Here is a 22,053-nt window from a genome sequence, read left to right on the forward strand (position 1 = left end):
CCGTTTCACGCCGCGATAGCACTTCGCTGGCACACCACATAACAACGGTCGTCACCGACGCCCCGGAATTCCGATAAGGACACTGCATGAAAAAGGTTCTGTTGTTTACCGCTCTGGCGGCTGCCCTGACTGCCGGCTTCGCCCAGGCCAACGAGAAACTGGTGGTGGCCGCCACCCCGATCCCGCACGCCGAGATCCTGGAGCTGATCAAGCCAACCCTGAAAAAGGAAGGCGTGGACCTGGAAATCAAAGTGTTCACCGACTACGTGCAGCCGAACGTGCAAGTCGCTGAGAAACGCCTGGATGCGAACTACTTCCAGACCCTGCCGTACCTGGAAAACTTCAACAAGGGCAAGGGCACCAACCTCGTGACCGTGGTCGGCGTGCACGTTGAACCTTTCGGTGGTTACTCGAAAAAGATCAAGAAAATTGAAGACCTGAAAGATGGCGCCACGGTTGCCATCCCGAACGAAGGCTCCAACAGCGGCCGCGCCCTGTTGCTGTTGCAAAAGAACGGCGTGATCACCCTGAAAGACCCGACCAACGCTCTGGCCACGCCCAAAGACATTGCCAGCAACCCGAAACACCTGAAATTCAAAGAATTGGAATCGGCCCTGCTGCCACGCGTACTGGACCAGGTTGACCTGGCCTTGATCAACACCAACTACGCCCTGGAAGCCAAGCTGAACCCGGCCAAGGACGCACTGATCCTGGAAAGCTCCGACTCGCCTTACGTGAACTACCTTGTGGCTCGCCCGGACAACAAGGACAGCGACGCGATCCAGAAACTGTCCAAGGCCCTGACCAGCCCGGAAGTCAAAGCCTTCATCGAGAAGAAGTACAGCGGCGCGGTCGTGCCGGCGTTCTGATGTAACCCAAACCTCCTTCAAGGTTTTAACGCCGACGGCTTGCATCGCGTCGGCGTTTTTTTATTCCGGGTTTTTGATAAAAAAGAGAACTAAAATTAAAGGCGTTAAGTAAGTTATTGGTCGAGGTTCGCCGTTTAGTTCATTGGCTGGCTTGATGGATTGTGTCTGGGTGTATTTTTAAATTGCCTTACATTTTACGGTTTGATTAGTTGGTTTAGTAGGACCAAACTTGCGCGCGTTGTAAGAGTGATCGCATGGAGGCGCCCGTGAGTTCTACCAACTTTTGGAAGTCAATGTCATTATGATGAAATCCATTTCTCCATACGATGTACGAATCCCTCTGGCTGGTCATGCGAATGACGCTACTCATTTGTCATCTGCTGCAGGATTTGAAGCAAAATACCCCGAAGATCAGTTCAAGCCAGTCCCCAATAATATCCACATGGTCTGGGTGGGTTCCAAACCGGGTTCGCATCAGGATAGTTATTTACGCCAGTGGGCCTCCATGAACCCGAATCATAAAATAATGTTATGGGTTGACTCTACTCAGTTTGATGCTTACGCAACTAATAAATCAGCTCAGGCAAAAGCCGAAAGTGTTTACCCAAACTACCAGTCAGAAAGACCTGTTCGAGGGTTGTTCAGTCAACTTAAGACAGCAATTAACAACCCGCTGCAATTGCCTCGCAATCAAATCGAGCAGAAACAAGTTATTGCAGAGCTTAATAAAGAGCTTTTGTCTTCAGGTAACAAAGCGTTGAAGGAAGCATTGCTGCCTGAGGGTGGAAAAGTTACGCCCCAAAACGCCTCTCAAGTGCTCAGTGCTTTTGAACGTCACGCGTCACGCACCGACGACAAGTTTCATCAAGCAGAAGCCATCATTCTCGACCAGACGACAAAGTCTTGGGACCGCTACGCCAGTAACCCTCCCCGTGACACGAAGACCCTGGCGGCTTTACGGGAGCGTTTCAGCGATCTGAAGAACGTGCAGATACGTGACTTGAGCAATCCTGCCGACATACGCCTGCAAAACAAGGACGTGTATCAGCATGAAATCATGGGCCGCAACGGCGGTTACGCCGCAGCTTCCGACGTCGCCCGATATGAAATCGTCAATCACTATGGCGGCACCTACACGGATATTGACCTGGAAAGCGTGCGCCCGCTTGATGGCGCCTTAAATGCCCACCCAGACCTGATGCTGGTCGGCATGGCTGCGGGCAAGAGTGAGGCAAGTGGCAACGCCACCCCCTATTTTGCCAACGCACTGTTCTCCAGCCACCCCCAGAGCGCGATGCTGAAGAGCCTGATTGATGACATCGGGGACAAATACCGTTCGATGAAAGGCAATGAGTACGCTGGAGACCGTTACTTCAGCCGTCCGAATAAAAGCACGATCGAAACCACCGGGCCCAACGCACTACGTGGGCATGTTGACAGGGTGATACAAGAAGCCAAAGGGCGACCGGAGCTGATCCGTAGCGACGCCGTCTCCTCCGCTGAACGTATCTGGGACATGGCAAAGCCACAGAACAAAGAGTACTGGGGCCTGGTGGATTCCCACTTCAAGTTCCCGGACAACTACGTCAACTTTGAGACCGAAGAACAGCAAAACAGCGCCACCAAAGCCATGGCGGGAGGTGCTGATCGGCGGCCATCCACCAAAGGTTGAGCCGATGAAAAAAAGCCTCACCACGGTGAGGCTGTTGTTTTTTTTACAGCGCTTGACGATTGATCGCCCTGCGCAACGCCATCAACCACTTCACCAACTCCTGCGGATCCATCGGTTTCACTTCCGGCATGGTTCGATCCCTCGAATCTCAGACCCTCCAACCATAGCTGTCACCCGTCAAACCCGCGAATCCGGGGGTTATCTTTTTGGGTGATATCAATATGCTATTTGGATATTTAAATTTTCTTTTTTATACCTTTAAAGTTCGCGCTACCCGGCGTTACCCACGCCGGATCGGATTGCGCTCGCTGATTACCCTTGCGGCGTCATGGACTGGAAATGACCTTCGATTTCGCTTTTATCCTCAGCACGCTCCCGGCGTTTCTGAAAGCCGTGGGCGTGACGCTGCAAGTCGGCCTGATTGCCATTGCTACCTCGCTGCTGGTGGCACTGATCAACGCCGCGCTGCTGGTGTTTCGCACGCCCTACCTGTCGCGCCTGGTGGCGCTGTACGTGGAGCTGGCGCGTAACACGCCGCTGCTGATCCAACTGTTTTTCGTGTACTTCGCGCTGCCGGCACTGGGCTTCAATATCTCCGGGTTCTGGGCGGCGATCATCACCATGACGTTCCTGGGCGGCGCCTACCTCACCGAGGTGCTGCGCGCCGGTGTGGAAGCGGTGCCGCTGGCGCAGGTCGAGTCGGGCAAGTCCATCGGCTTGTCCGACTGGCAGTTGCTGCGCCATGTGATCCTGCCCCAGGCCGGCATCCTCAGCCTGCCGGCGCTGTTCGCCAATTTCATCTTCCTGCTCAAGGAGACCACCGTGGTCTCCGCCGTGGCGGTGCCGGAGATTCTCTACACCACCAAGAGCTACATCGCCCTTTACTACAAGACCTACGAAATGCTCGCCGTGCTGACGCTGATTTGCGTGCTGTTGTTTTTGCCGCTGTCGCTGTTGCTCAGCCGCCTGGAAAGGAGGCTCCAGCATGGCCAGTTCGGGTCTTGAGTTGTTGTGGGTGTCGTTGCCGCAATTGGGCAAGGGCGCTGCACAAACCCTGTCGATCTCGTTTTTGAGCATTGCCTTCAGCACCATCGGCGGCGTGTTGTATGGCGTGCTGCGCACGTTGAATAACAAGCTGATCAACGCAGTGCTGCGGGTGTACCTGGAGTTGTTCCGGGCGATCCCGGTGCTGGTATGGCTGTACTTGCTGTTTTTTGGCCTGCCGATTTTCTTCGGCTTGAGCATCCCGAGCTTCTGGTGCGCGGTGCTGGTGCTGTCGCTGTGGGGCGCCAGCGAGGTGGGCGAGGTGGTGCGCGGCGCCTTGCATTCGCTGCCCCGTGGCCAGCGAGAAGCGGGCTTGTCGATTGGCCTGTCGGACCCGCAGCTGTACGGCTACGTGCTGCTGCCCCAGGCCCTCAAGCGCATGACCCCGCCGACCATCAACGTCTACACGCGCATCATCAAGACCAGCTCCCTGGCGGTGCTGATCGGTGTGGTGGACGTGATCAAAGTCGGCCAGCAAATCATCGAACGCACCTACGAGTCGGTCCTGATCTACGGCGTGCTGTTCCTGTTTTTCTTCTTTATCTGCTACCCGTTGTCGGCCGCCTCCAAGGTGCTGGAACGGCGCTGGGCCCAAGCATGAGCGCATTGATCGAGTTTCAGGGTTTCAACAAATTTTTCGGCGAGACGCAGGTGCTCAAGGGCATCGACCTGAGTGTGCAAAGCGGCGAAGTGGTGGTGATCCTCGGCCCCAGCGGCTGCGGCAAAAGCACCTTGCTGCGTTGCCTCAATGGGCTGGAAGTGGCCCACAGCGGCAGTCTGCGGTTTGCAGGTCGCGAGCTGCTGGGCAAAAACACCGACTGGCGCCAGGTGCGCCAGGACATCGGCATGGTGTTCCAGAGCTACCACTTGTTCCCGCACATGAGCGTGCTCGACAACATCCTGCTTGGCCCGCTCAAAGTGCAAAAACGCGACCCCCGCGAAGCCCGCGAGCAGGCCGAAAAGCTGTTGGAACGTGTCGGTCTGGCCGACAAACGCGATGCCTTCCCGCGCCAGCTCTCCGGCGGCCAGCAGCAACGTATCGCCATCGTCCGTTCGCTGTGCATGAACCCGCAAGTCATGCTGTTTGACGAAGTCACCGCCGCCCTTGACCCGGAAATGGTCAAGGAAGTGCTGGAAGTGATCCAGGGGCTGGCCCGCGATGGCATGACCCTGCTGATCGTCACCCATGAAATGGCCTTCGCCCGCGCCGTCGCCGACCGCGTGGTGTTTATGGAGGCCGGTCGCATCCTCGAACACAACACCCCCGAGGCATTCTTTACGAACCCGCAAACCGCACGCGCGCAGCAGTTCCTGGAGAAGTTCTCCTTTGTTTCAACACTGCCCAAGAAAACCAAGGAACTGGAACTGATATGAAAAAACTACTGTTGCCACTGTTGGCCGTCGTCTTGCTGGCCGGCTGCGATAAAAAGGCCGAAGAGCCGGTAAAACCTGCGGCCGTCAGCTACATCGACAAAATCAAGGCGCGGGACAAGCTGATCGTTGGGGTCTTTACCGACAAACCACCGTTTGGCTTTGTGAACGAAGCGGGCCGTTACGTTGGCTTCGATACCGACATCGGCCGTCAATTCGCCAAGGACCTGCTGGGCGATGAGAACAAAGTCGAATTCGTCGCCGTGGAACCGGCCAGCCGCATTCCGTTCCTGCAAAGCGACAAGGTCGATTTGATCCTCGCCAACATGACCGTGACGCCGGAACGCAAGGAAGCAGTGGACTTCACCAACCCCAACCTGAAAGTCGCGGTACAGGCCCTGGTGCCTAACGACAGCGCGATCAAAAGCCTGGATGACCTGGCCACCCGCACCACCATCGTCACCACTGGCACCACCGCCGATATCTGGCTGACCAAAAACCACCCGGACTGGAAACTGCTCAAGTTCGAGAAAAACTCCGAGTCGCTGCAAGCACTGTCGGCTGGCCGTGGCGATGCCTACGCCCAAGACAACCTGGTGCTGTTCAGCTGGGCCAAGCAGAACCCTGGCTATCGTGTGCTGGAAGAGAAGTTAGGTGATGAAGCGCCGATTGCGCCGGCGGTGAAGAAGGGCAACATCGAACTGCGCGACTGGGTGAACGCCGAGTTGGCCAAGCTGGGTGAAGAGAAGTTTTTGCTCAAGCTGTATGACCAATATGTGCGTAAAGAACTGAGCGATGAGACCAAGCCGGAGAGCGTGATTGTTGAAGGCGGGAAGTGGCAGGGCTGATTCTTCATTGATGCTACTGGCCGCATCGGGGGCAAGCCCCCTCCCACATTTGACTGTATTCACACATCAGAATCTGTGAAACCAACCCTTTTTGGGAGGGGCGATGCGACGATTGGACTTGCCCCCGATGAGGCCAGTGAAATCACCTCAAAACGTGCTGGCCCATGCAGATAAGGAACCCTGAACTAAGCTCACAGTCGCATACACACTGGCACATCGCATCGCGCACAAGGAGTCTGCATGGGCGGTCGTATTTCCACTTGTATTGTCGGCCTGGGTTTAGTGGTGTTGCTGAGCGCTTGCGGCCAGGAAAAGGCCGAACCCAAGCAGCATTCCCGGGTCTTTGTGCAAACCGTGCAGTCGGCGGATTTTGCCGCAGCGGTCACACTGACCGGGGATATCCAGGCCCGTGTGCAAACCGACCTGTCCTTTCGCGTCGGCGGCAAGATCATCCAGCGCATGGTGGATGTGGGTGACCGCGTGACCGCCCGGCAAGTGCTGGCCAAGCTCGATCCCAAGGATTTGCAGACCAACGTCGATTCCGCCCAGGCCCAGGTCGTGGCGGAGCAGGCGCGGGTCAAGCAGACGGCGGCGGCCTTTGTGCGCCAGGAAAAACTGCTGCCCAAGGGCTACACCAGCCGCAGCGAATACGATGCCGCCCAGGCCGCGCTGCGCAGCAGCCAAAGCGCCCTGGCCGCTGCCCAGGCTCAACTGGCCAATGCCCGCGAGCAACTGGGCTACACCTCGCTGATCGCTGAAACGCCCGGTGTGATCACCGCTCGCCAAGCGGAAGTCGGCCAGGTGGTGCAGGCCACTGTGCCAATTTTCAGCCTGGCCAGCGACGGCGAGCGTGATGCGGTGTTCAACGTTTACGAATCCCTGCTGGTGGAGCCGCCGCCCGATGCGCCGATCACCGTCAGCCTGTTGGATAACCCGAGTATCAAGGCCCAGGGCAAAGTCCGTGAAGTCACGCCTGCCGTGGCGGCCAACACCGGCACGGTGCAGGTGAAGATTGCGCTGCAATCGCTGCCCAAAGGCATGCAGCTCGGTTCGGTGGTCAGCGCCACCGCCAATGGGCAGGCCAAGCGGAGCGTAGAGCTGCCGTGGTCGGCATTGACCAAAGACTTGAGCGAACCCGCGGTGTGGCTGATCGATGGCGACGGCAAGGCGCAATTGCACAAGGTCACGGTGGCCCGTTACCTCACCGGCAAGGTCATCATCGGTGATGGCCTGACAGGCGGTGAAAAAGTCGTGGTAGCCGGTGGGCAATTGCTGCACCCCGGCATGCTGGTCGAGATTGCCCAGCAGGGAGCCCAGCCATGAAGCGCCTGACGCTAGCCCTCGCCGCCAGCCTGCTGCTGGCGGCCTGCTCCAAGGAAGAGGCGCCGCCCGAGCCCGTGCGCCCGGTGCTGTCCATGGAAGTGAAAGCCGAAGACCAGGAAACCCTCGGTCGCTTCGCCGGCACCATCCAGGCGCGCTATGAAAGCAATCTGGGCTTTCGCGTGCCGGGACGTATTGCCCGCCGCGCCGTGGATGTGGGGGCTGAAGTGGAGAAGGGCGCCTTGCTCGCTGTGCTCGACCCCACGGATCAGCAAAACCAGTTGCGCGCCGCCCAAGGCGACCTCGCTCGCGTCCAGGCGCAATTCATCAACGCCCAGGCCAACGCTCGTCGCCAGCAGGAATTGTTCAACCGTGGCGTCGGCGCCCAGGCGCAACTGGATATCGCCCAGACCGACCTGAAAACCACCCAGGCTTCACTCGACCAAGCCAAGGCTTCGGTCAACCAGGCCAAGGACCAGCTCAACTACGCCGAGTTGCGCACCGACCACGCGGGCATCGTCACCGCCTGGAACGCCGAGGCTGGCCAGGTGGTCAGCGCCGGCCAGCAAGTGGTGACCCTGGCGCGCCCGGACATCAAGGAAGCGGTCATCGACCTGCCCGCCGGCCTCGCCGAGCGCCTGCCACCTGACGTGGTGTTCCTGGTCGCCAGCCAGTTGGACCCCAGCGTCAACACCACCGCCATCGTGCGTGAGATCGAACCCCAGGCCCAAAGCGCCACCCGTACCCGTCGCGCCCGGCTGACCCTGAGCGATACGCCCGCCGCATTCCGCCTGGGCACCGCCATCAGCGTGACCTTGAGCACGGCCATCGCGCCGCGCCTGGAATTGCCCCTCAGCGCCCTGCAAGACGTCGACGGCAAGACCCGCCTCTGGATCCTCGACACCCAAAGCCAGACCGTGCAACCGCGTGATGTCAGTGTCGTCAGCCGGGACAGCCACAGCGCGGTGCTCAACGGCGGCGTCAAACCCGGCGAACGTGTCGTCACCGCTGGCGTGAACAGCCTGAAGCCCGGGCAAAAAGTCAAAATCGACGAGGACAGCCCGCGATGAAAGGGAGCTTCAACTTATCCGACTGGGCCCTCAAGCATCAGTCCTTCGTGTGGTACCTGATGTTCGTCGCGCTGTTGATGGGCGTGTTCTCCTACATGAACCTGGGGCGTGAGGAAGACCCGTCTTTCACCATCAAGACCATGGTGATCCAGACCCGCTGGCCAGGCGCGACCCAGGAAGAAACCCTCAAGCAGGTCACCGACCGCATCGAGAAAAAACTCGAAGAACTCGACTCCCTCGACTACGTGAAAAGCTACACGCGGCCGGGCGAGTCCACAGTGTTTGTATTTCTCAAGGACACCACCAGCGCCAAGGCCATTCCGGAAATCTGGTACCAGGTGCGCAAGAAGATCGACGACATTCGCGGCACCTTCCCCCAGGGTTTGCAGGGGCCGTCATTCAACGACGAGTTTGGCGATGTATTCGGCTCGGTCTACGCCTTTACCGGCGACGGCCTGTCCATGCGCCAGTTACGCGACTATGTGGAGCAGGTGCGCGCCGAGATCCGTTCGGTGCCGGGGCTGGGCAAGGTCGAGATGATCGGCCAGCAGGACGAAGTGATTTACCTGAATTTCTCCACGCGCAAACTGGCCGCCCTGGGCGTTGACCAGCGCCAGGTGGTGCAGAGCCTGCAATCGCAGAACGCCGTGACCCCGGCGGGCGTGATCGAGGCCGGGCCGGAGCGGATTTCGGTGCGCACGTCGGGGCAGTTCGCCTCGGAAAAGGACCTGGCCAACGTCAATCTGCGGCTCAATGACCGTTTCTATCGCCTGGCGGACATCGCCGAGATCAGCCGCGGCTACGTCGACCCGGCGCGACCGATGTTCCGGTTCAACGGCAAACCGGCGATTGGCCTGGCCATCGCCATGCAGAAGGGCGGCAATATCCAGTCGTTCGGCAAGGCCCTGCACACCCGCATGGACGAACTGACCGCCGACCTGCCGGTGGGCGTCGGGGTGCACAAAGTCTCCGACCAGGCTGAAGTGGTGGAAGAGGCCGTCGGCGGCTTTACCAGCGCGTTGTTTGAAGCCGTGATTATTGTGCTGGTGGTGAGCTTTATCAGCCTCGGCATGCGCGCCGGGTTGGTGGTGGCGTGTTCGATTCCGCTGGTCTTGGCGCTGGTGTTCGTGTTCATGGAATACAGCGGCATTACCATGCAGCGGGTGTCGCTGGGCGCGTTGATCATCGCCCTCGGCCTGTTGGTGGACGATGCGATGATCACCGTGGAGATGATGATCACGCGCCTGGAAAAGGGCGAAACCAAGGAACAGGCCGCGACCTACGCCTATACCTCGACGGCGTTCCCGATGCTCACCGGTACCTTGGTGACCGTCGCCGGTTTCGTGCCGATTGGCCTCAACGCCAGTTCGGCTGGCGAGTACACCTTCACCCTGTTTGCGGTGATTGCCGTGGCGATGCTGGTGTCGTGGGTGGTGGCGGTGCTGTTTGCGCCGGTGATCGGCGTGCATATCCTCAGCGCCAAGGTCAAACCCCACGACGCCGAGCCTGGGCGCATCGGGCGCGCCTTCAACGGCGGCATGCTCTGGGCCATGCGCAACCGCTGGTGGGCCATCGGCATTACCGTGGGCTTGTTCGTCGCTTCGGTGTTCTCGATGCAGTTCGTACAGAACCAGTTTTTCCCGTCGTCGGACCGTCCGGAAATCCTCGTCGACCTCAACCTGCCGCAAAACGCCTCGATCAACGAGACGCGCAAGGCCGTTGACCGCCTGGAAGCGATCATCAAGGACGACCCCGACATCGCACGCTGGAGCACCTATATCGGCCAGGGCGCGATTCGGTTCTATCTGCCCCTCGACCAGCAGTTGGAAAACCCGTACTACGCGCAGTTGGTGATCGTCAGCAAAGGCCTGGAAGAACGCGGCGAGCTGATTGCGCGCCTGCAAAAACGCCTGCGTGATGACTTTGTCGGCATCGGCAGCTTTGTGCAGCCCCTGGAAATGGGCCCGCCGGTGGGGCGTCCGATCCAGTATCGCGTATCCGGCAAAGACACCGACCAGGTGCGCAAGCACGCCATCGAACTGGCGACGCTGCTGGATAAAAACACCCATTTGGGCGAGATCATCTACGACTGGAACGAGCCCGGCAAAGTGCTGCGCATCGACATCGCCCAGGACAAGGCAAGGCAACTGGGGCTGTCGTCGGAAGACGTGGCCCAACTGATGAACAGCGTGGTCAGCGGCGCGTCGGTGACCCAGGTGCACGACGATATCTACCTGATCAACGTGGTCGGCCGTGCTGAAGACGCCGAACGCGGCACCCCGGAAACCTTGCAGAACCTGCAGATCGTCACGCCCAACGGCACCTCGATCCCGCTGCTGGCGTTCGCCACCGTGCGTTACGAACTGGAGCAGCCGCTGGTGTGGCGTCGCGACCGCAAGCCGACCATCACCATCAAGGCCTCGGTGCGTGACGAGATGCAGCCGACGGATCTGGTCAAGCAGCTCAAGCCCGAGATCGATAAATTCAGCGCCGGTTTGCCGGTGGGTTACAAGGTCGCCACGGGCGGTACCGTGGAAGAAAGCGGCAAGGCCCAAGGCCCGATCGCCAGCGTGGTGCCGTTGATGCTGTTCCTGATGGCGACCTTCCTGATGATCCAGCTGCACAGCGTGCAGAAGATGTTCCTGGTGGCCAGCGTGGCGCCGTTGGGCCTGATCGGCGTGGTGCTGGCGTTGATCCCCACGGGTACGCCCATGGGCTTTGTGGCGATCCTGGGCATCTTGGCGCTGATCGGCATCATCATTCGCAACTCGGTGATCCTGGTGACGCAGATCCACGAATACGAAGTGGCCGGCTACACGCCGTGGGATGCGGTGGTGGAAGCCACCGAGCACCGGCGTCGCCCGATTTTGCTCACGGCGGCAGCGGCCAGCCTGGGAATGATCCCTATTGCGCGTGAGGTGTTCTGGGGGCCGATGGCGTACGCGATGATTGGCGGGATTATCATCGCCACCTTGCTGACGCTGCTGTTTTTACCGGCGCTGTATGTGGCCTGGTACAAGATCCGCGAGCCCAAGCAGGAGCAACGCGTTTAACGGGCGGAGTGCGGTCAAAATGTGGGAGGGGGCTTGCCCCCTCCCACATTTGGAAATGTGTTGCTTCTACGGTTTTTGCCATACGCTGGCCAGCCACGGCTGCTGTTCGCGCGGTAATCCGGCGGGCCGATAGTAGTGCTCCAACTCCACAAACCCCGCCGTCGTCAGCAACTCTTGCCACGCTGCCAAGTCGTGATACGACCCATACCGCGGCCCGTTCCAGCCTTCCTGGTTCTCACCCCGTGGATTTGAGCTGAACAGCACGCCCCCAGGCTTCAATGCGCCATGCAACTGCTTGAGCACACGCGGCAGTTCCTGCTTGGGGATATGAAACAGCACTGCATTGGCAAAGATCCCGTCGAAGCGCTCATTGGGTAAATCCAGCTTGAGAAAATCCTGTTGCAACACCTCGCAGCCGCTGTCTTCACGCGCCATCTGCGCAAACCGCTCTGAGCCGTCCAGCCCGACGGCGATGTGGCCCATACGGGTAAAGGTCTGCAAATCCCGCCCCGGCCCGCAGCCGAAATCCAGCACGGTGAACGGCGCCGCGCCTTGGATATGCCGCAGCAGCGCGTCGATGTTCTGGCTGACATCGTGGTCGCGGGTGCCTTCACGGAAATCCTCGGCCACTTTGTTGTAGTGGCCGAGGGTGGTGGACGTGATCTGGTTGAGGTCGTCGGGCTTGAGGGTCATGACGGGGAATACCGGGCGCTGAGATGGCCCGACTATACCTCACCTCTTGTTCAGCACCCGCGCCAGGCGATCGCCGCCCAGTTGAATCACCGCCACCAGCACCACCAGCAGCACAATCACGGTGAGCATGATCTGCGTGTCAAAACGCTGATAGCCGTAGCGGTAGGCAATGTCGCCCAAGCCGCCTGCACCAATCGCGCCGGCCATGGCGGACGAGTTGATCATGGTCACCAGCGTAATCGTAAATCCGCCGACAATTCCCGGCAGCGCTTCCGGCAACAGCACGTGCCAGATGATGTGCCAGCGACGGCAGCCCATGGCTTGTGCGGCTTCGATCAGACCGTGGTCGACCTCGCGCAGGCTCACCTCGGCGATCCGCGCAAAGAACGGCGTGGCAGCGATGGTCAGCGGCACAACGGCGGCCCATACGCCGTAGGTAGTACCGACGATCAGCCGGGTGAACGGGATCAAGGCCACCATCAGAATCAAAAACGGAATCGAGCGGAACAGATTGACGAAGGCCCCGAGCACGCGGTTCAGCGCCGGCGCCTGGTAGATGCCGCCCTTGTCGCTGGTCACCAGAAACACCGCCAGTGGAATCCCCACCAGCAACGCGATCAGCGACGACACGCCGACCATCAACAAGGTGTCGATGGCGCCCTGCAATAAACGATCAAACCACATAGCCCAGCACCTCCGCCTGTTGTGCCCAATTCGCGGCGCGGTTGCGCAGTTCTTCGGCGCTGTGGGGGGCGCCATTCACCGCCAGCAGCAATTGCCCCAAGGCATGGCCCTGGATGCGTTCCACGCCGCCTTGCAACAAGCGCACGCGCCCGCCGAGGGCGCTGAACAGCGCCGCCAGGTCCGGTTCATCGCTGGCACTGCCGGTGAACTGCAAGCGCAGCACCACGGCGGCGTCCGTGGACGAAGGCGTGCTCTGCAAACGGCTTTGCAGTTCTTCCGGCAGCCCGTGTTGCAACGGCGCCAGCAGGGTTTTGCTGACCTCATGTCGAGGGTTGCCAAACACTTCCCACACCGGGCCTTGCTCGACGATACACCCGTGCTCCAGCACCACCACGCGGTCGCAGATGTCGCGGATCACCGCCATTTCGTGGGTGATCAATACGATGGTCAGGCCCAGGCGCTGGTTGATTTCGCGCAGCAGGCCGAGGATCGATTGCGTGGTCTCCGGGTCCAGCGCCGAGGTGGCTTCGTCGCATAGCAGAATTTGCGGGTCGTGCACCAGTGAACGGGCTATGCCCACGCGCTGTTTCTGCCCGCCGGACAGCTGCGCCGGGTAGGCCTTGTGCTTGTCCTGCAAACCCACCAGCTCCAGCAGTTCGCGCACCTTCTGCTCACGCTGGGGCTTGGGCACGCCGGCGACTTTGAGCGGCAGCTCGACGTTCTGCCACACGGTCTTGGCCGACATCAGGTTGAAGTGCTGGAAGATCATGCCGATGCGCCGACGCAGCGCCACCAGGCGGTCTTCGTCGAAGTCGCCGATGTCCACCTGATCGATCAGTACGCGCCCGCTGCTCGGTTGTTCCAGGCGGTTGATGGTGCGGATCAACGAGGATTTACCCGCGCCGCTGCGGCCGATGATGCCGAACACTTCACCGCGCTGGATCGTCAGGTCGATGCCTTGCAAGGCATGCACCGTGCCGTCGTAGGTCTTGCCCAGGTTGATAAAACGCACATGGGCGCGGTTCAGGTCCGGATGCAGTTCAGTCTGCTCGGCGTCCCTGGGCGGTGTGCCCAGGTCGCGCAGTTGGGTGTTGGCGGCGGTCATTTTTTAGCTTCCCAGCCCACTTGGTAGAGCTTGCCCAGGGATTTATCCAGGGCCGCGCGCACCACCGGCGAGTGCTGGTAGATGTCGACGAACTTGATCACGCGCGGGTCGGTTTTGCTCTTCGGTTGGATCACGAACTGGATCACGTATTCCGGGTGGTCGAGGCCGTCAAACAGCAGCGCCGATTCAGCATCGAAGGTCTTGGACAGGCGGATATAGGCCGGGTAGCCCTGCACCAGGTCGGCGTCATCATAGGCGCGCACCAGTTGCACGGCCTCGACTTGCAGGATTTTGATTTTCTTTGGATTGGCGACGATGTCTTCTTCGGTGGCCTTGTAGCCTACGCCCGGCTTGAGCGTGATCAGCCCGGCCTTGGCCAGCAGTTGCAGGCCGCGACCGCTGTTGATCGGGTCATTGGCGATGGCCACGCTGGCGCCTTCGGGCAGTTCGTTGAAGTTTTTGTATTGCTTCGAATACAGCCCGACGTTGTTGATGATGCCCGGCGCGTAGGGCACCAGGTCAAACCCGGCGGCGGCCTTGGCGTTTTCCAGGAAGGGGATGTGCTGGAAGTAGTTCACGTCGATATCGCCGGCGGCCAGGCTGACGTTGGGTGCGATCCAGTCGGTGAATTCCACCAGCTCGACGTTGAGGCCCTGCTTGCCGGCTTCGGCGACGGCGGCTTCCAGGGGAATCGCGAAGGCGGCAGTGGTGCCGACTTTGAGCGGCGCATCGGCGGCGAACACCGCCGAGCTGAACAACCCGAGGGCCAGGGCCAGTGCTTTGACTGGGTGGGAGAGCAGTATATTTTTCATGGTTTATTTCCAGTCATAAGTTATTAGTGCAAACAGTGGAGATCCAATGTGGGAGGGCGCTTGCCCCTCTCACATTTTTTTGTTCAGTGGCGGTAGGTTGATCCGGTGTGTTGTTCGGGTAGGCGAGCACTGGTGTGGAAGACTTTTTCGCGCAGCGTTCCGGTCTCATAAGCGGTCTTGTACGAGCCCCTTCGCTGCAACTCCGGCACGACCAGATCGATAAAGTCCACATAGCTCTCCGGCGTCACAATCCGCGTCAGGTTGAACCCATCCAACCCGGTTTCGCTGATCCAGGATTCCAACTCATCCGCCACCTGCTCCGGCGAACCCACCAAGGTGATGTAGCGCCCGCCCAGGGCGTGCTGCTCCAGCAATTTGCGCCGGGTCCAGTCGTTGTTCTGCAGGTTTTTGGTGGCTGACTGGATGGCATTGCTCTTCACGTACTGGATCGGTTCGTCCAGTTCGTACTCGGCAAAATCAATCGCGGTGGACGCCGAGAAGTGCGCCACGCCGGCCTCTGCGCTGGCGTAGCTCAGGTATTCGGCGTGCTTGGCCCAGGCCTGCTCTTCGGTAGCGCCGACGATCACGTTGAGGCCCATGAATACCTTGATGTCATCCGGATTGCGTCCGGCCCCGACCGCGCTGGCGCGCACCTTGTCGACCTGGGCTTTGGTCGACGCTTTGTTCTGCCCGCTGATAAACACGCACTCGGCATGGCGACCGGCGAACAGCAAGCCACGGTCCGAACTGCCAGCCTGGAACAACACCGGCGTGCGCTGTGGCGACGGTTCGCACAGGTGATAACCCTCAACCTGATAGAACTCGCCGTGGTGTTCGACCTTGTGCACCTTGCCCGGCTGCGCGTAGATCCGTTGCGCCGGGTCGTTGATCACCGCGTCGTCTTCCCAGCTGCCTTCCCAGAGTTTGTACAGCACCTCCAGGTACTCATCGGCCTGGTCGTAGCGGCGGTCATGCTCGACCTGCTCGGTAAGGCCCATGGCCTTGGCGGCGCTGTCGAGGTAGCCGGTGACAATGTTCCAGCCCACCCGGCCACGGCTCAGGTGATCGAGTGTGGACATGCGTCGGGCAAACAGATACGGCGGCTCATACGTCAGGTTGGCGGTGAGGCCGAAGCCCAGGTTTCTGGTGACGGCCGCCATCGCCGAGACCAGCAGCAACGGGTCGTTGACCGGCAGTTGGATCGACTCCTTGAGCGGTACGTCGATGGAGTGTTGGTAGACGTCGTACACGCCGACGATATCGGCGATAAACAGACCGTCGAACAGCCCGCGTTCCAGGGTTTGCGCCAACTCAGTCCAGTACTCAATGGTCTTGTACTGGGTGGACGTATCCCGTGGATGGGTCCACAGGCCATGGTTGATGTGCCCGATGCAGTTCATGTTGAAGGCATTGAGCAGGATTTTTTTCTTTGCCATCAAATGGTCCCCCGCAGTGGCGGGTTTTCATCGTTGAGGTAGTAATTGCCCACCGCGTGATACTTCCAGCGCACCGGGTCGTGCAGGGTGTGCACCCGTGCGTTGCGCCAGTGGCGGTCGAGGCCGTGTTCGGCCAGGGTGGCCTGGCTGCCGGCGAGTTCGAACAGCGTGCTGCCGGCGGCGAGGGAAATTTCGGTGCTCAAGGCGCGCACTTCGGCCACCGCAATCGAGGCGGCGGCGACGGTATCGGCAGTGGTGTCGGCCTGGGCGCGGTCGAGGTATTCGCCCGAGCGTTCCAGCAGTGCTTCGGCGGCATGGAGGCGGACGCTCAAGTGGCCGAAGCTCTTGAGCGTCAACGGGTCTTCAGTCGCTTTGTCGTTGCCGGAATCGATCCACGGGCGGGTCTTGGTGCGCACAAAGTGGAGCGCATCCTCAAAGGCGGCGCGGGCGATGCCGGTGTCGATGGCGGCGTGAAGGATCTGCGCCAGCGGGCCGACCGTTGTCGGGCGTTCGAAGGCGCTCTGGAACGGGATTACGTTCTGGGCGGCGACCCACACGTTGTCGAACACCACCGAGCCGCTGCCGGTGGTGCGCTGGCCAAAGCCGCTCCAGTCGTCGATCACACTCAGGCCTTCGCTGTCGCGCGGGACAAACGCCAGTTGCTGCACGCCGTGCTCGTCCACCACAGACGTCGGGATGCGTTGCGCGTAAATCGCACCGGTTGAGTAGAACTTGCGGCCAGTGATGCGAAATCCGTCGCCGTCGCGGGTGATGCTTGTGACGCGGTCGTGAGCGGTCTTGGTGCCCAGTTCGGCCAGTGCGTTGCCGAAGCGCTGGCCGGCAAGGACTTCGGCGTACAGGCGTTGTTGCTGCGCCGGGCTGCCGTTCACACGCAGCACTTCCAAGGCGTAGAAGTGGTTCTGCGGGATCTGGCCCAGGGAGGCGTCGGCCTGGGCGATCAGCGCGATGACCTTGGCCAGAGTGACGTTGGATACACCGGCGCCGCCGTACGCCTTGGGCACGCTGATGCCCCACAGGCCGGAGCGCGAGAACACGTCCAGTTCGGGCAAGGGCAGGCGGCGCTCACGGTCGCGCAGGATGCTGTCACGGCGAAAGTCTTCGGCCAGGTCGCTGGCGACAATAAGGGCTTGTTCATCGCTGGTGATCACCGCGACGTGATGAGAAAGGGTCATGCGTATTTCTCCAGAGGTCTGGTCGGTTAAATCCAGGAGTGACGAGCGGGTAACGTGCCGTTCAGGCGATAGGCGCCGATGGCGTGATACTTCCAGCGCACCGGGTCGTGCAGCGTGTGCACGCGCGCGTTGCGCCAGTGCCGGTCGAGGTTGAACTCGGCGAGGGTGGCGCGGCTGCCGGCCAGTTCGAAGAGCTTTTCGCTGACCAGCAACGACACTTCGGTGGTCAACACTTTGGCCTCGGCCACGGCGATTGAGGCGCGTGCGGCGGACTGCGCGGTGATCGGCGCGGCGCTGACCTGGTCCAGCACCTGGCCGGCCTTGCGCAGCAGCGCTTCGGCGGCGTGCAGTTCGATCTTCAGCCTGCCGATGTCAGCGATCACATACAGGTCATCGCTGGCGCGTTCGACCTTGGCGTCGATCCAGGGGCGCGAGCGTTCGCGAACGAAAGCGATGGTGTCATCAAGGGCGCCACGGGCGATGCCGGCGTCGATGGCCGCCTGGATCAATTGCGACACGGCGCCCTGGATGTTCGGGCTGTCGCCGATGCGCCAGTTGTCGACCACGAGGTCGGCATCGACCGGCACCTGGTCCAGCACTACGGTGCCGCTGGCGGTGGTGCGTTGGCCGAAGCCGGACCAATCATCGACGATGCGCAGCCCTTCGGTGCCCCGGCGCACGAATGCCATGACTTGCTTGCCGTCGTCGTTCAGCGCCTTGATCGCTACCCAGTGCGCAAACAACGCACCGGTGGAATAGAACTTCTGGCCGCTGATCACGTAACCGTCGCCCTTGGCGGTGATGCGTGCCTTGAGTTCCAGGGTGTTCCTGGTGCCCCGCTCCGGGCCGCCGTTACCGATGCGCCAGCCGTCGAGCACGCTCTGGAACAGCTGCTTTTTCTGGCGCTCGGTGGCCGCGCCCTGCAACAGGTGCAGGATGCCGAAATGGTTTTGCGGGATCTGTCCCAGAGCCGGGTCTGCCGCGCTGATGATCGCGAACACGTCGGCCAGGGTCACGAAGGACACTTGCGGGCCGCCGTACTCGCGGGGAATGGAAATACTGCCCAGCCCGCTGCGGGTGAACTGTTCGAGCTGCGCCCATGGCAGCTTGCGTTGCTGGTCGCGCGTGGCGGCTTGCAGGCGCGCGGCCTGGGCCAGCTCGTGGGCGGCGTTCAGCGCTTGGGCGTCGTTGCGCAGCACGGCGGCCGGCAACAGCAGCGGTGCCACGTCCAGATCTCGTTGGGGGGGTGTTAGAGCCAAGTTAGACATCAGCGCCGCTCCTTGGCTGCACGTAATGCCCTGGCGTTGCGCACCGGGGTAATTCTGACCATACCGACCTCGCATTCAATGAAATGAAAACAGAAAAATCAAAGAGGTCCGGTGGTCCGGTGCATATACCCTAAGCGTGTTAAATATTTAAATAAACTAACTTTTGGGAATATGCATAGAAGGGCAGTCACCCAGGTTCGCAGGGTGAGCCGAGCGGGCGGGGTTGATAGACCGGCGCGGCGCCGGCCGGGCGGGTTGGCGCGCAGGCGGCAATGCGTAACGTGCGGGCTGGCGCCCAGCGCGAATTATTGCCGACACGGTCCAGAATGCAGTAGGTCACTTCCAGGCGGCTGTCGTCACCGGCCTCGACAATCAACGTCGACGGCACCCACACCTGTACCGCGTGGCCGACGGCCTTGGGCTGGATCTTCGGCAGGTCCAGGCGCACGTCGCCCCAGCGCAGGGTGATGGCGTCGCCTGTGGTCATGTTCAGATAAGGCTCGATGGTCAGCGGGATGCCCCGCCGTACCTGGCTGGCGTTGACACCATAGCGGCGAATGGTTTCTGGCAGGCCGACCGGGGCCAGGTTCTGGTTTTCATCGCTGTAGAGTGCGCAGGGCAGGCCTCCCGGAGGCGTAGTTTTCACGCGCAGGTGCGCCATGGCCGAGCGTGCCGGGGCGCGGCCGATCTGCATGACCTGGTAATGAACCTGGGCGACACCCTCCTGCACAAAACTTTCCGGAACCCGCAGGCGAGTTGGCATGCCGACCTTGCACGCGGTCACCCGCCGTGAGGCCGCAAAGCAGTTGTTCCAGAACAGTTCGATCAGGTCGCCTTCATCCATGCCGGGGTAGGGCGCGATATCCACCAGCAGCTGTGTGGCTGCCAAGGCATTGATGCCGTGTCGAAGGGCCTGGGGCAGCGTCGGGGCGATGAGCCGTGCCGGGGTTGCGATGCGCGTCATAAGTAATCTCCTTGATGCAGCCAGCAGCAATCGTTCCAGCCCTTTGGCGCGGGTGCGCAGGGGGGCTGAAAGGAACGATTCAGTGAGTAGCCGGGATAGGATCCAATCCTCTGGGCCTTAGATAAGAGGGTTGGCCAGGGAGCGTCAATGGCGGCAAAAGGCTAAACGGCGGGTTTGGCGATATTCAGATGGGTCTGACTGGGCGGGGGGTTTTAAGGGGCGATAGCGGGGGTGTTTTACCGGTGTGTGCGCGGACTTCCTGTAGGAATACAAACGATGGAGAGGAAGCGATCTGCCTCTCCATATTCAGGCGCGCGTCAGTGAGCCAAAAACTTGCTCAGGAACTGTCGGGTGCGTTCTTCCCTGGGGTTGGCAAACAACGCCTTGGCTTCGCCTTGCTCCACGATCACGCCCTTGTCGAAAAAGATCACACGGTTGGCCACGTCTCGGGCAAAGCTCATTTCGTGGGTGACGATGACCATGGTGCGATTCTCTTCAGCCAGGCTGCGGATGGTCGCCAGCACTTCACCCACCAGCTCCGGGTCGAGGGCCGAGGTTGGCTCGTCGAACAGAATCACTTCCGGCTCCATGGCCAACGCACGGGCAATCGCCACGCGCTGTTGCTGGCCACCGGACAGGCGCCGTGGGTACGCGTCTTCCTTGCCCGCCAGGCCAACCCTGGTCAGCAGCTTGCGCCCGAGGGCAACAGCATCTTCGCGCGGCATCTTCTTGACCACGCAGGGCCCTTCGATGACGTTTTCCAGCGCTGTGCGATGGGGGAACAAGTTGAAGTTCTGGAACACAAAACCCACGTGTTGACGCAGGCGCCGCACCAGGCCTTGCTGCTGGTTGAGCGGTTTACTGCCGTCGATCTGGATGTCGCCCACCTTGATACGGCCGCTGGTGGGTTCCTCAAGGAAATTCAGGCAGCGCAGGAAGGTGGTCTTGCCGGAACCGCTGGGGCCGATGATGGCGACGACTTCGCCTTCCTTGACCTCAAGGTCGATGCCGTTGAGCACCACCTGACCGTTGAATTGTTTGGTCAGTTTTTCAACCACGATCATGCTTCAAGACTCCAGGTCATGCCGGTTGACCCGGTCTTCCAGACGATTTTGAAAATGCGCCAGGATGCTCGCCAGTATCCAGTAGATCAGGGCGGCGGACAGATACATGGTAAAAATTTCAAAGGTACGCGCCGACACCAGTTGCGCCTGGCGAAACAGCTCCGGCACCTGGATGGTGGCGGCCAGCGCCGTGTCCTTGACCAGCGAAATAAAACTGTTGCCCAGCGGCGGCAACGCAGTGCGCATCGCTTGCGGCAGGATGGCCCGGCGCAGGGTCTGCGCGCGGGTCATGCCGATACTGGCCGCGGCTTCCCACTGGCCACGCTCGATAGACGCGATGGCGGCCCGCAGGATTTCACAGGCGTAGGCGGCCATGTTCAGCGAAAAGCCGATCATGGCGGCCGGGATCGGATCCAGCTCGATACCCACTTGCGGCAAGCCGTAGTAGATCAAGAACAGCTGTACCAGCAAGGGCGTGCCGCGAAAGAACGACACGTAGACCCGGGCAGTCCAGCTCAGCAGCTTGAAGCGCGACAGGCGCATCAACGCCAGGCCGAAGCCCAGCAGCAAGCCGAAAAACATGCCGCCGAGGCTGAGGATCACCGTGTAATACGCGCCTTTGAGCAGAAAGGGCGCGGAGTCCAGCGCGAGTTGGAGACTTGCCTCCATTATTGAGTGACGTCAGCGTTGAAGTACTTCTCGGACAGCTTCTTCAAGGTGCCGTCGGCGCGCAGCTTGTCGAGGGCCTTGTTCACCGCTTCCAGCAATTCAGGCTCGCCTTTGCGCAGGGCGATACCGGATTCCTGGCGGGAGAAGGCATCGCCGGCAGCGGCGGTTTTCGGGGCTTTCTTGGCGTATTCCAGGGCGGCCAGGCGGTCGATCAGGATGGCGTCGATACGGCCGACGTTCAGGTCCTGGAATTTGGTTGGGTCATCGTTATAGGTCTTGATGATGGCTTTGGGTTGATTGTCCTTGAGCCATTGTTCGTAGTTGGTGCCCAGGCCGACACCGACTTTTTTGCCGGCCAGGTCGTCGGCAGTCTTGATGCTGTCGACGTTCTTCTTGAGCACCAGCGCCTGGATACCGGAGACGGTGTAAGGCGTGGAGAAATCGTACTTCTTCTTGCGCTCTTCAGAGATGGTCACCTGGTTGACCACAGCGTCCAGGCGCTTGGATTCCAGGGCAGCGAGGATGCCGTCCCATGGCGTGGCCTGCAGCTTGACCTTGACGCCCAGCTCCTTGGCCAGGGCTTCGGACAGCTCGACTTCGAAACCGCTGAGCTTGCCGCTTTCATCGACGAAGCTGAACGGTGGGTAGGTGCCTTCCAGGCCGATCTTAATCTCGCCGGCCTTTTTGATGTTGCCCAGTTGCTCGCCGGCAACCGCTTGGCCCAGCAGCCCGGCGCCGAGCGCCAGACCCAAAGTGCCGACCAGCAAGGTGCGACGGAATACGGAAATAGTCATGAAGAGCCCCTGTGTTTTTTATGGTGAGCGAAGCAGATGACGCAGTAGTCGTATCCTGCCTTAAAGCGCGAAGCGCGTCTTCGCCTTCGGCGCGATGATAAAGGCAGGTTTTAAGACTTGAAAA

The 22,053-nt window shown here is 60.6% G+C and carries 20 protein-coding genes; 9 read left to right on the plus strand and 11 right to left on the minus strand.

Going from position 1 to position 22,053, the window contains the following annotated elements:
* The first annotated feature begins 86 nt into the window (after nucleotides 1-86).
* The 9 genes from DNK50_RS04470 (at nucleotide 87) to DNK50_RS04510 (ending at nucleotide 11,247) form a co-directional block, all read left to right on the plus strand.
* Nucleotides 87-869 carry a MetQ/NlpA family ABC transporter substrate-binding protein gene (locus DNK50_RS04470; protein WP_099584375.1) on the plus strand — a complete coding sequence of 261 codons (783 nt, stop codon included), beginning with the start codon at nucleotides 87-89 and terminating at the stop codon, nucleotides 867-869.
* A gap of 301 nt (nucleotides 870-1,170) precedes the next feature.
* Nucleotides 1,171-2,541, plus strand: a complete 1,371-nt coding sequence (locus tag DNK50_RS04475) for a TcdA/TcdB catalytic glycosyltransferase domain-containing protein (RefSeq protein ID WP_162633361.1) — start codon at nucleotides 1,171-1,173, stop codon at nucleotides 2,539-2,541.
* A 339-nt stretch (nucleotides 2,542-2,880) separates the two neighbouring features.
* Nucleotides 2,881-3,546 carry an amino acid ABC transporter permease gene (locus DNK50_RS04480; protein WP_112192931.1) on the plus strand — a complete coding sequence of 222 codons (666 nt, stop codon included), beginning with the start codon at nucleotides 2,881-2,883 and terminating at the stop codon, nucleotides 3,544-3,546.
* Nucleotides 3,527-4,186, plus strand: a complete 660-nt coding sequence (locus tag DNK50_RS04485; RefSeq protein WP_112192932.1) for an amino acid ABC transporter permease — start codon at nucleotides 3,527-3,529, stop codon at nucleotides 4,184-4,186. The genes DNK50_RS04480 and DNK50_RS04485 overlap by 20 nt, the downstream gene beginning before the upstream one ends.
* Nucleotides 4,183-4,959 carry an amino acid ABC transporter ATP-binding protein gene (locus DNK50_RS04490; RefSeq protein WP_112192933.1) on the plus strand — a complete coding sequence of 259 codons (777 nt, stop codon included), beginning with the start codon at nucleotides 4,183-4,185 and terminating at the stop codon, nucleotides 4,957-4,959. The genes DNK50_RS04485 and DNK50_RS04490 overlap by 4 nt, the downstream gene beginning before the upstream one ends.
* Nucleotides 4,956-5,804, plus strand: coding sequence for a transporter substrate-binding domain-containing protein (locus tag DNK50_RS04495; protein WP_112192934.1), 849 nt, complete (start codon nucleotides 4,956-4,958; stop codon nucleotides 5,802-5,804). The genes DNK50_RS04490 and DNK50_RS04495 overlap by 4 nt, the downstream gene beginning before the upstream one ends.
* A gap of 240 nt (nucleotides 5,805-6,044) precedes the next feature.
* On the plus strand, nucleotides 6,045-7,127 hold the full coding sequence (locus DNK50_RS04500; protein WP_112192935.1) for an efflux RND transporter periplasmic adaptor subunit: 1,083 nt from the start codon (nucleotides 6,045-6,047) through the stop codon (nucleotides 7,125-7,127).
* Nucleotides 7,124-8,194, plus strand: a complete 1,071-nt coding sequence (locus DNK50_RS04505; RefSeq protein ID WP_099584381.1) for an efflux RND transporter periplasmic adaptor subunit — start codon at nucleotides 7,124-7,126, stop codon at nucleotides 8,192-8,194. The genes DNK50_RS04500 and DNK50_RS04505 overlap by 4 nt, the downstream gene beginning before the upstream one ends.
* Entirely contained in the window at nucleotides 8,191-11,247 is a 3,057-nt protein-coding gene (locus DNK50_RS04510; RefSeq protein ID WP_112192936.1) for an efflux RND transporter permease subunit, read from the plus strand. The genes DNK50_RS04505 and DNK50_RS04510 overlap by 4 nt, the downstream gene beginning before the upstream one ends.
* A 66-nt stretch (nucleotides 11,248-11,313) precedes the next feature.
* Here DNK50_RS04510 and DNK50_RS04515 read toward each other — a convergent pair whose 3' ends face one another.
* The 11 genes from DNK50_RS04515 to tcyJ all read right to left on the minus strand — a co-directional run bounded on the left by DNK50_RS04515 (nucleotide 11,314) and on the right by tcyJ (nucleotide 21,929).
* Nucleotides 11,314-11,940, minus strand: a complete 627-nt coding sequence (locus tag DNK50_RS04515; protein ID WP_099584383.1) for a bifunctional 2-polyprenyl-6-hydroxyphenol methylase/3-demethylubiquinol 3-O-methyltransferase UbiG — start codon at nucleotides 11,938-11,940, stop codon at nucleotides 11,314-11,316.
* A 39-nt stretch (nucleotides 11,941-11,979) separates the two neighbouring features.
* A complete protein-coding gene (locus DNK50_RS04520; RefSeq protein WP_056858169.1) occupies nucleotides 11,980-12,624 on the minus strand; it encodes a methionine ABC transporter permease in 645 nt (214 codons plus the stop codon).
* Complete coding sequence (locus DNK50_RS04525; protein WP_112192937.1) at nucleotides 12,614-13,729, minus strand: methionine ABC transporter ATP-binding protein; 1,116 nt, start codon at nucleotides 13,727-13,729, stop codon at nucleotides 12,614-12,616. Before DNK50_RS04525 ends, DNK50_RS04520 begins: the two co-directional genes overlap by 11 nt.
* Nucleotides 13,726-14,541, minus strand: coding sequence for a MetQ/NlpA family ABC transporter substrate-binding protein (locus DNK50_RS04530; protein WP_112192938.1), 816 nt, complete (start codon nucleotides 14,539-14,541; stop codon nucleotides 13,726-13,728). The genes DNK50_RS04525 and DNK50_RS04530 overlap by 4 nt, the downstream gene beginning before the upstream one ends.
* Nucleotides 14,542-14,624: 83 nt before the next feature.
* Nucleotides 14,625-15,977 carry an LLM class flavin-dependent oxidoreductase gene (locus tag DNK50_RS04535; RefSeq protein WP_099584386.1) on the minus strand — a complete coding sequence of 451 codons (1,353 nt, stop codon included), beginning with the start codon at nucleotides 15,975-15,977 and terminating at the stop codon, nucleotides 14,625-14,627.
* Nucleotides 15,977-17,170, minus strand: coding sequence for an SfnB family sulfur acquisition oxidoreductase (locus DNK50_RS04540; protein WP_112192939.1), 1,194 nt, complete (start codon nucleotides 17,168-17,170; stop codon nucleotides 15,977-15,979). Before DNK50_RS04540 ends, DNK50_RS04535 begins: the two co-directional genes overlap by 1 nt.
* A 26-nt stretch (nucleotides 17,171-17,196) precedes the next feature.
* Nucleotides 17,197-18,438, minus strand: a complete 1,242-nt coding sequence (locus tag DNK50_RS04545; RefSeq protein ID WP_112192940.1) for an SfnB family sulfur acquisition oxidoreductase — start codon at nucleotides 18,436-18,438, stop codon at nucleotides 17,197-17,199.
* A 187-nt stretch (nucleotides 18,439-18,625) separates the two neighbouring features.
* Complete coding sequence (locus DNK50_RS04550; RefSeq protein ID WP_112192941.1) at nucleotides 18,626-19,402, minus strand: hypothetical protein; 777 nt, start codon at nucleotides 19,400-19,402, stop codon at nucleotides 18,626-18,628.
* A gap of 317 nt (nucleotides 19,403-19,719) precedes the next feature.
* On the minus strand, nucleotides 19,720-20,466 hold the full coding sequence (tcyN, locus tag DNK50_RS04555) for an L-cystine ABC transporter ATP-binding protein TcyN (protein ID WP_099584389.1): 747 nt from the start codon (nucleotides 20,464-20,466) through the stop codon (nucleotides 19,720-19,722).
* A gap of 3 nt (nucleotides 20,467-20,469) precedes the next feature.
* Nucleotides 20,470-21,135, minus strand: a complete 666-nt coding sequence (gene tcyL / locus DNK50_RS04560) for a cystine ABC transporter permease (RefSeq protein WP_112192942.1) — start codon at nucleotides 21,133-21,135, stop codon at nucleotides 20,470-20,472.
* Nucleotides 21,135-21,929 carry a cystine ABC transporter substrate-binding protein gene (gene tcyJ, locus DNK50_RS04565; RefSeq protein ID WP_099584391.1) on the minus strand — a complete coding sequence of 265 codons (795 nt, stop codon included), beginning with the start codon at nucleotides 21,927-21,929 and terminating at the stop codon, nucleotides 21,135-21,137. The genes tcyL and tcyJ overlap by 1 nt, the downstream gene beginning before the upstream one ends.
* Nucleotides 21,930-22,053: the final 124 nt, after the last annotated feature.

This window comes from Pseudomonas sp. LG1E9, assembly GCF_003290225.1.
Classification (GTDB): domain Bacteria; phylum Pseudomonadota; class Gammaproteobacteria; order Pseudomonadales; family Pseudomonadaceae; genus Aquipseudomonas; species Aquipseudomonas cyclaminis.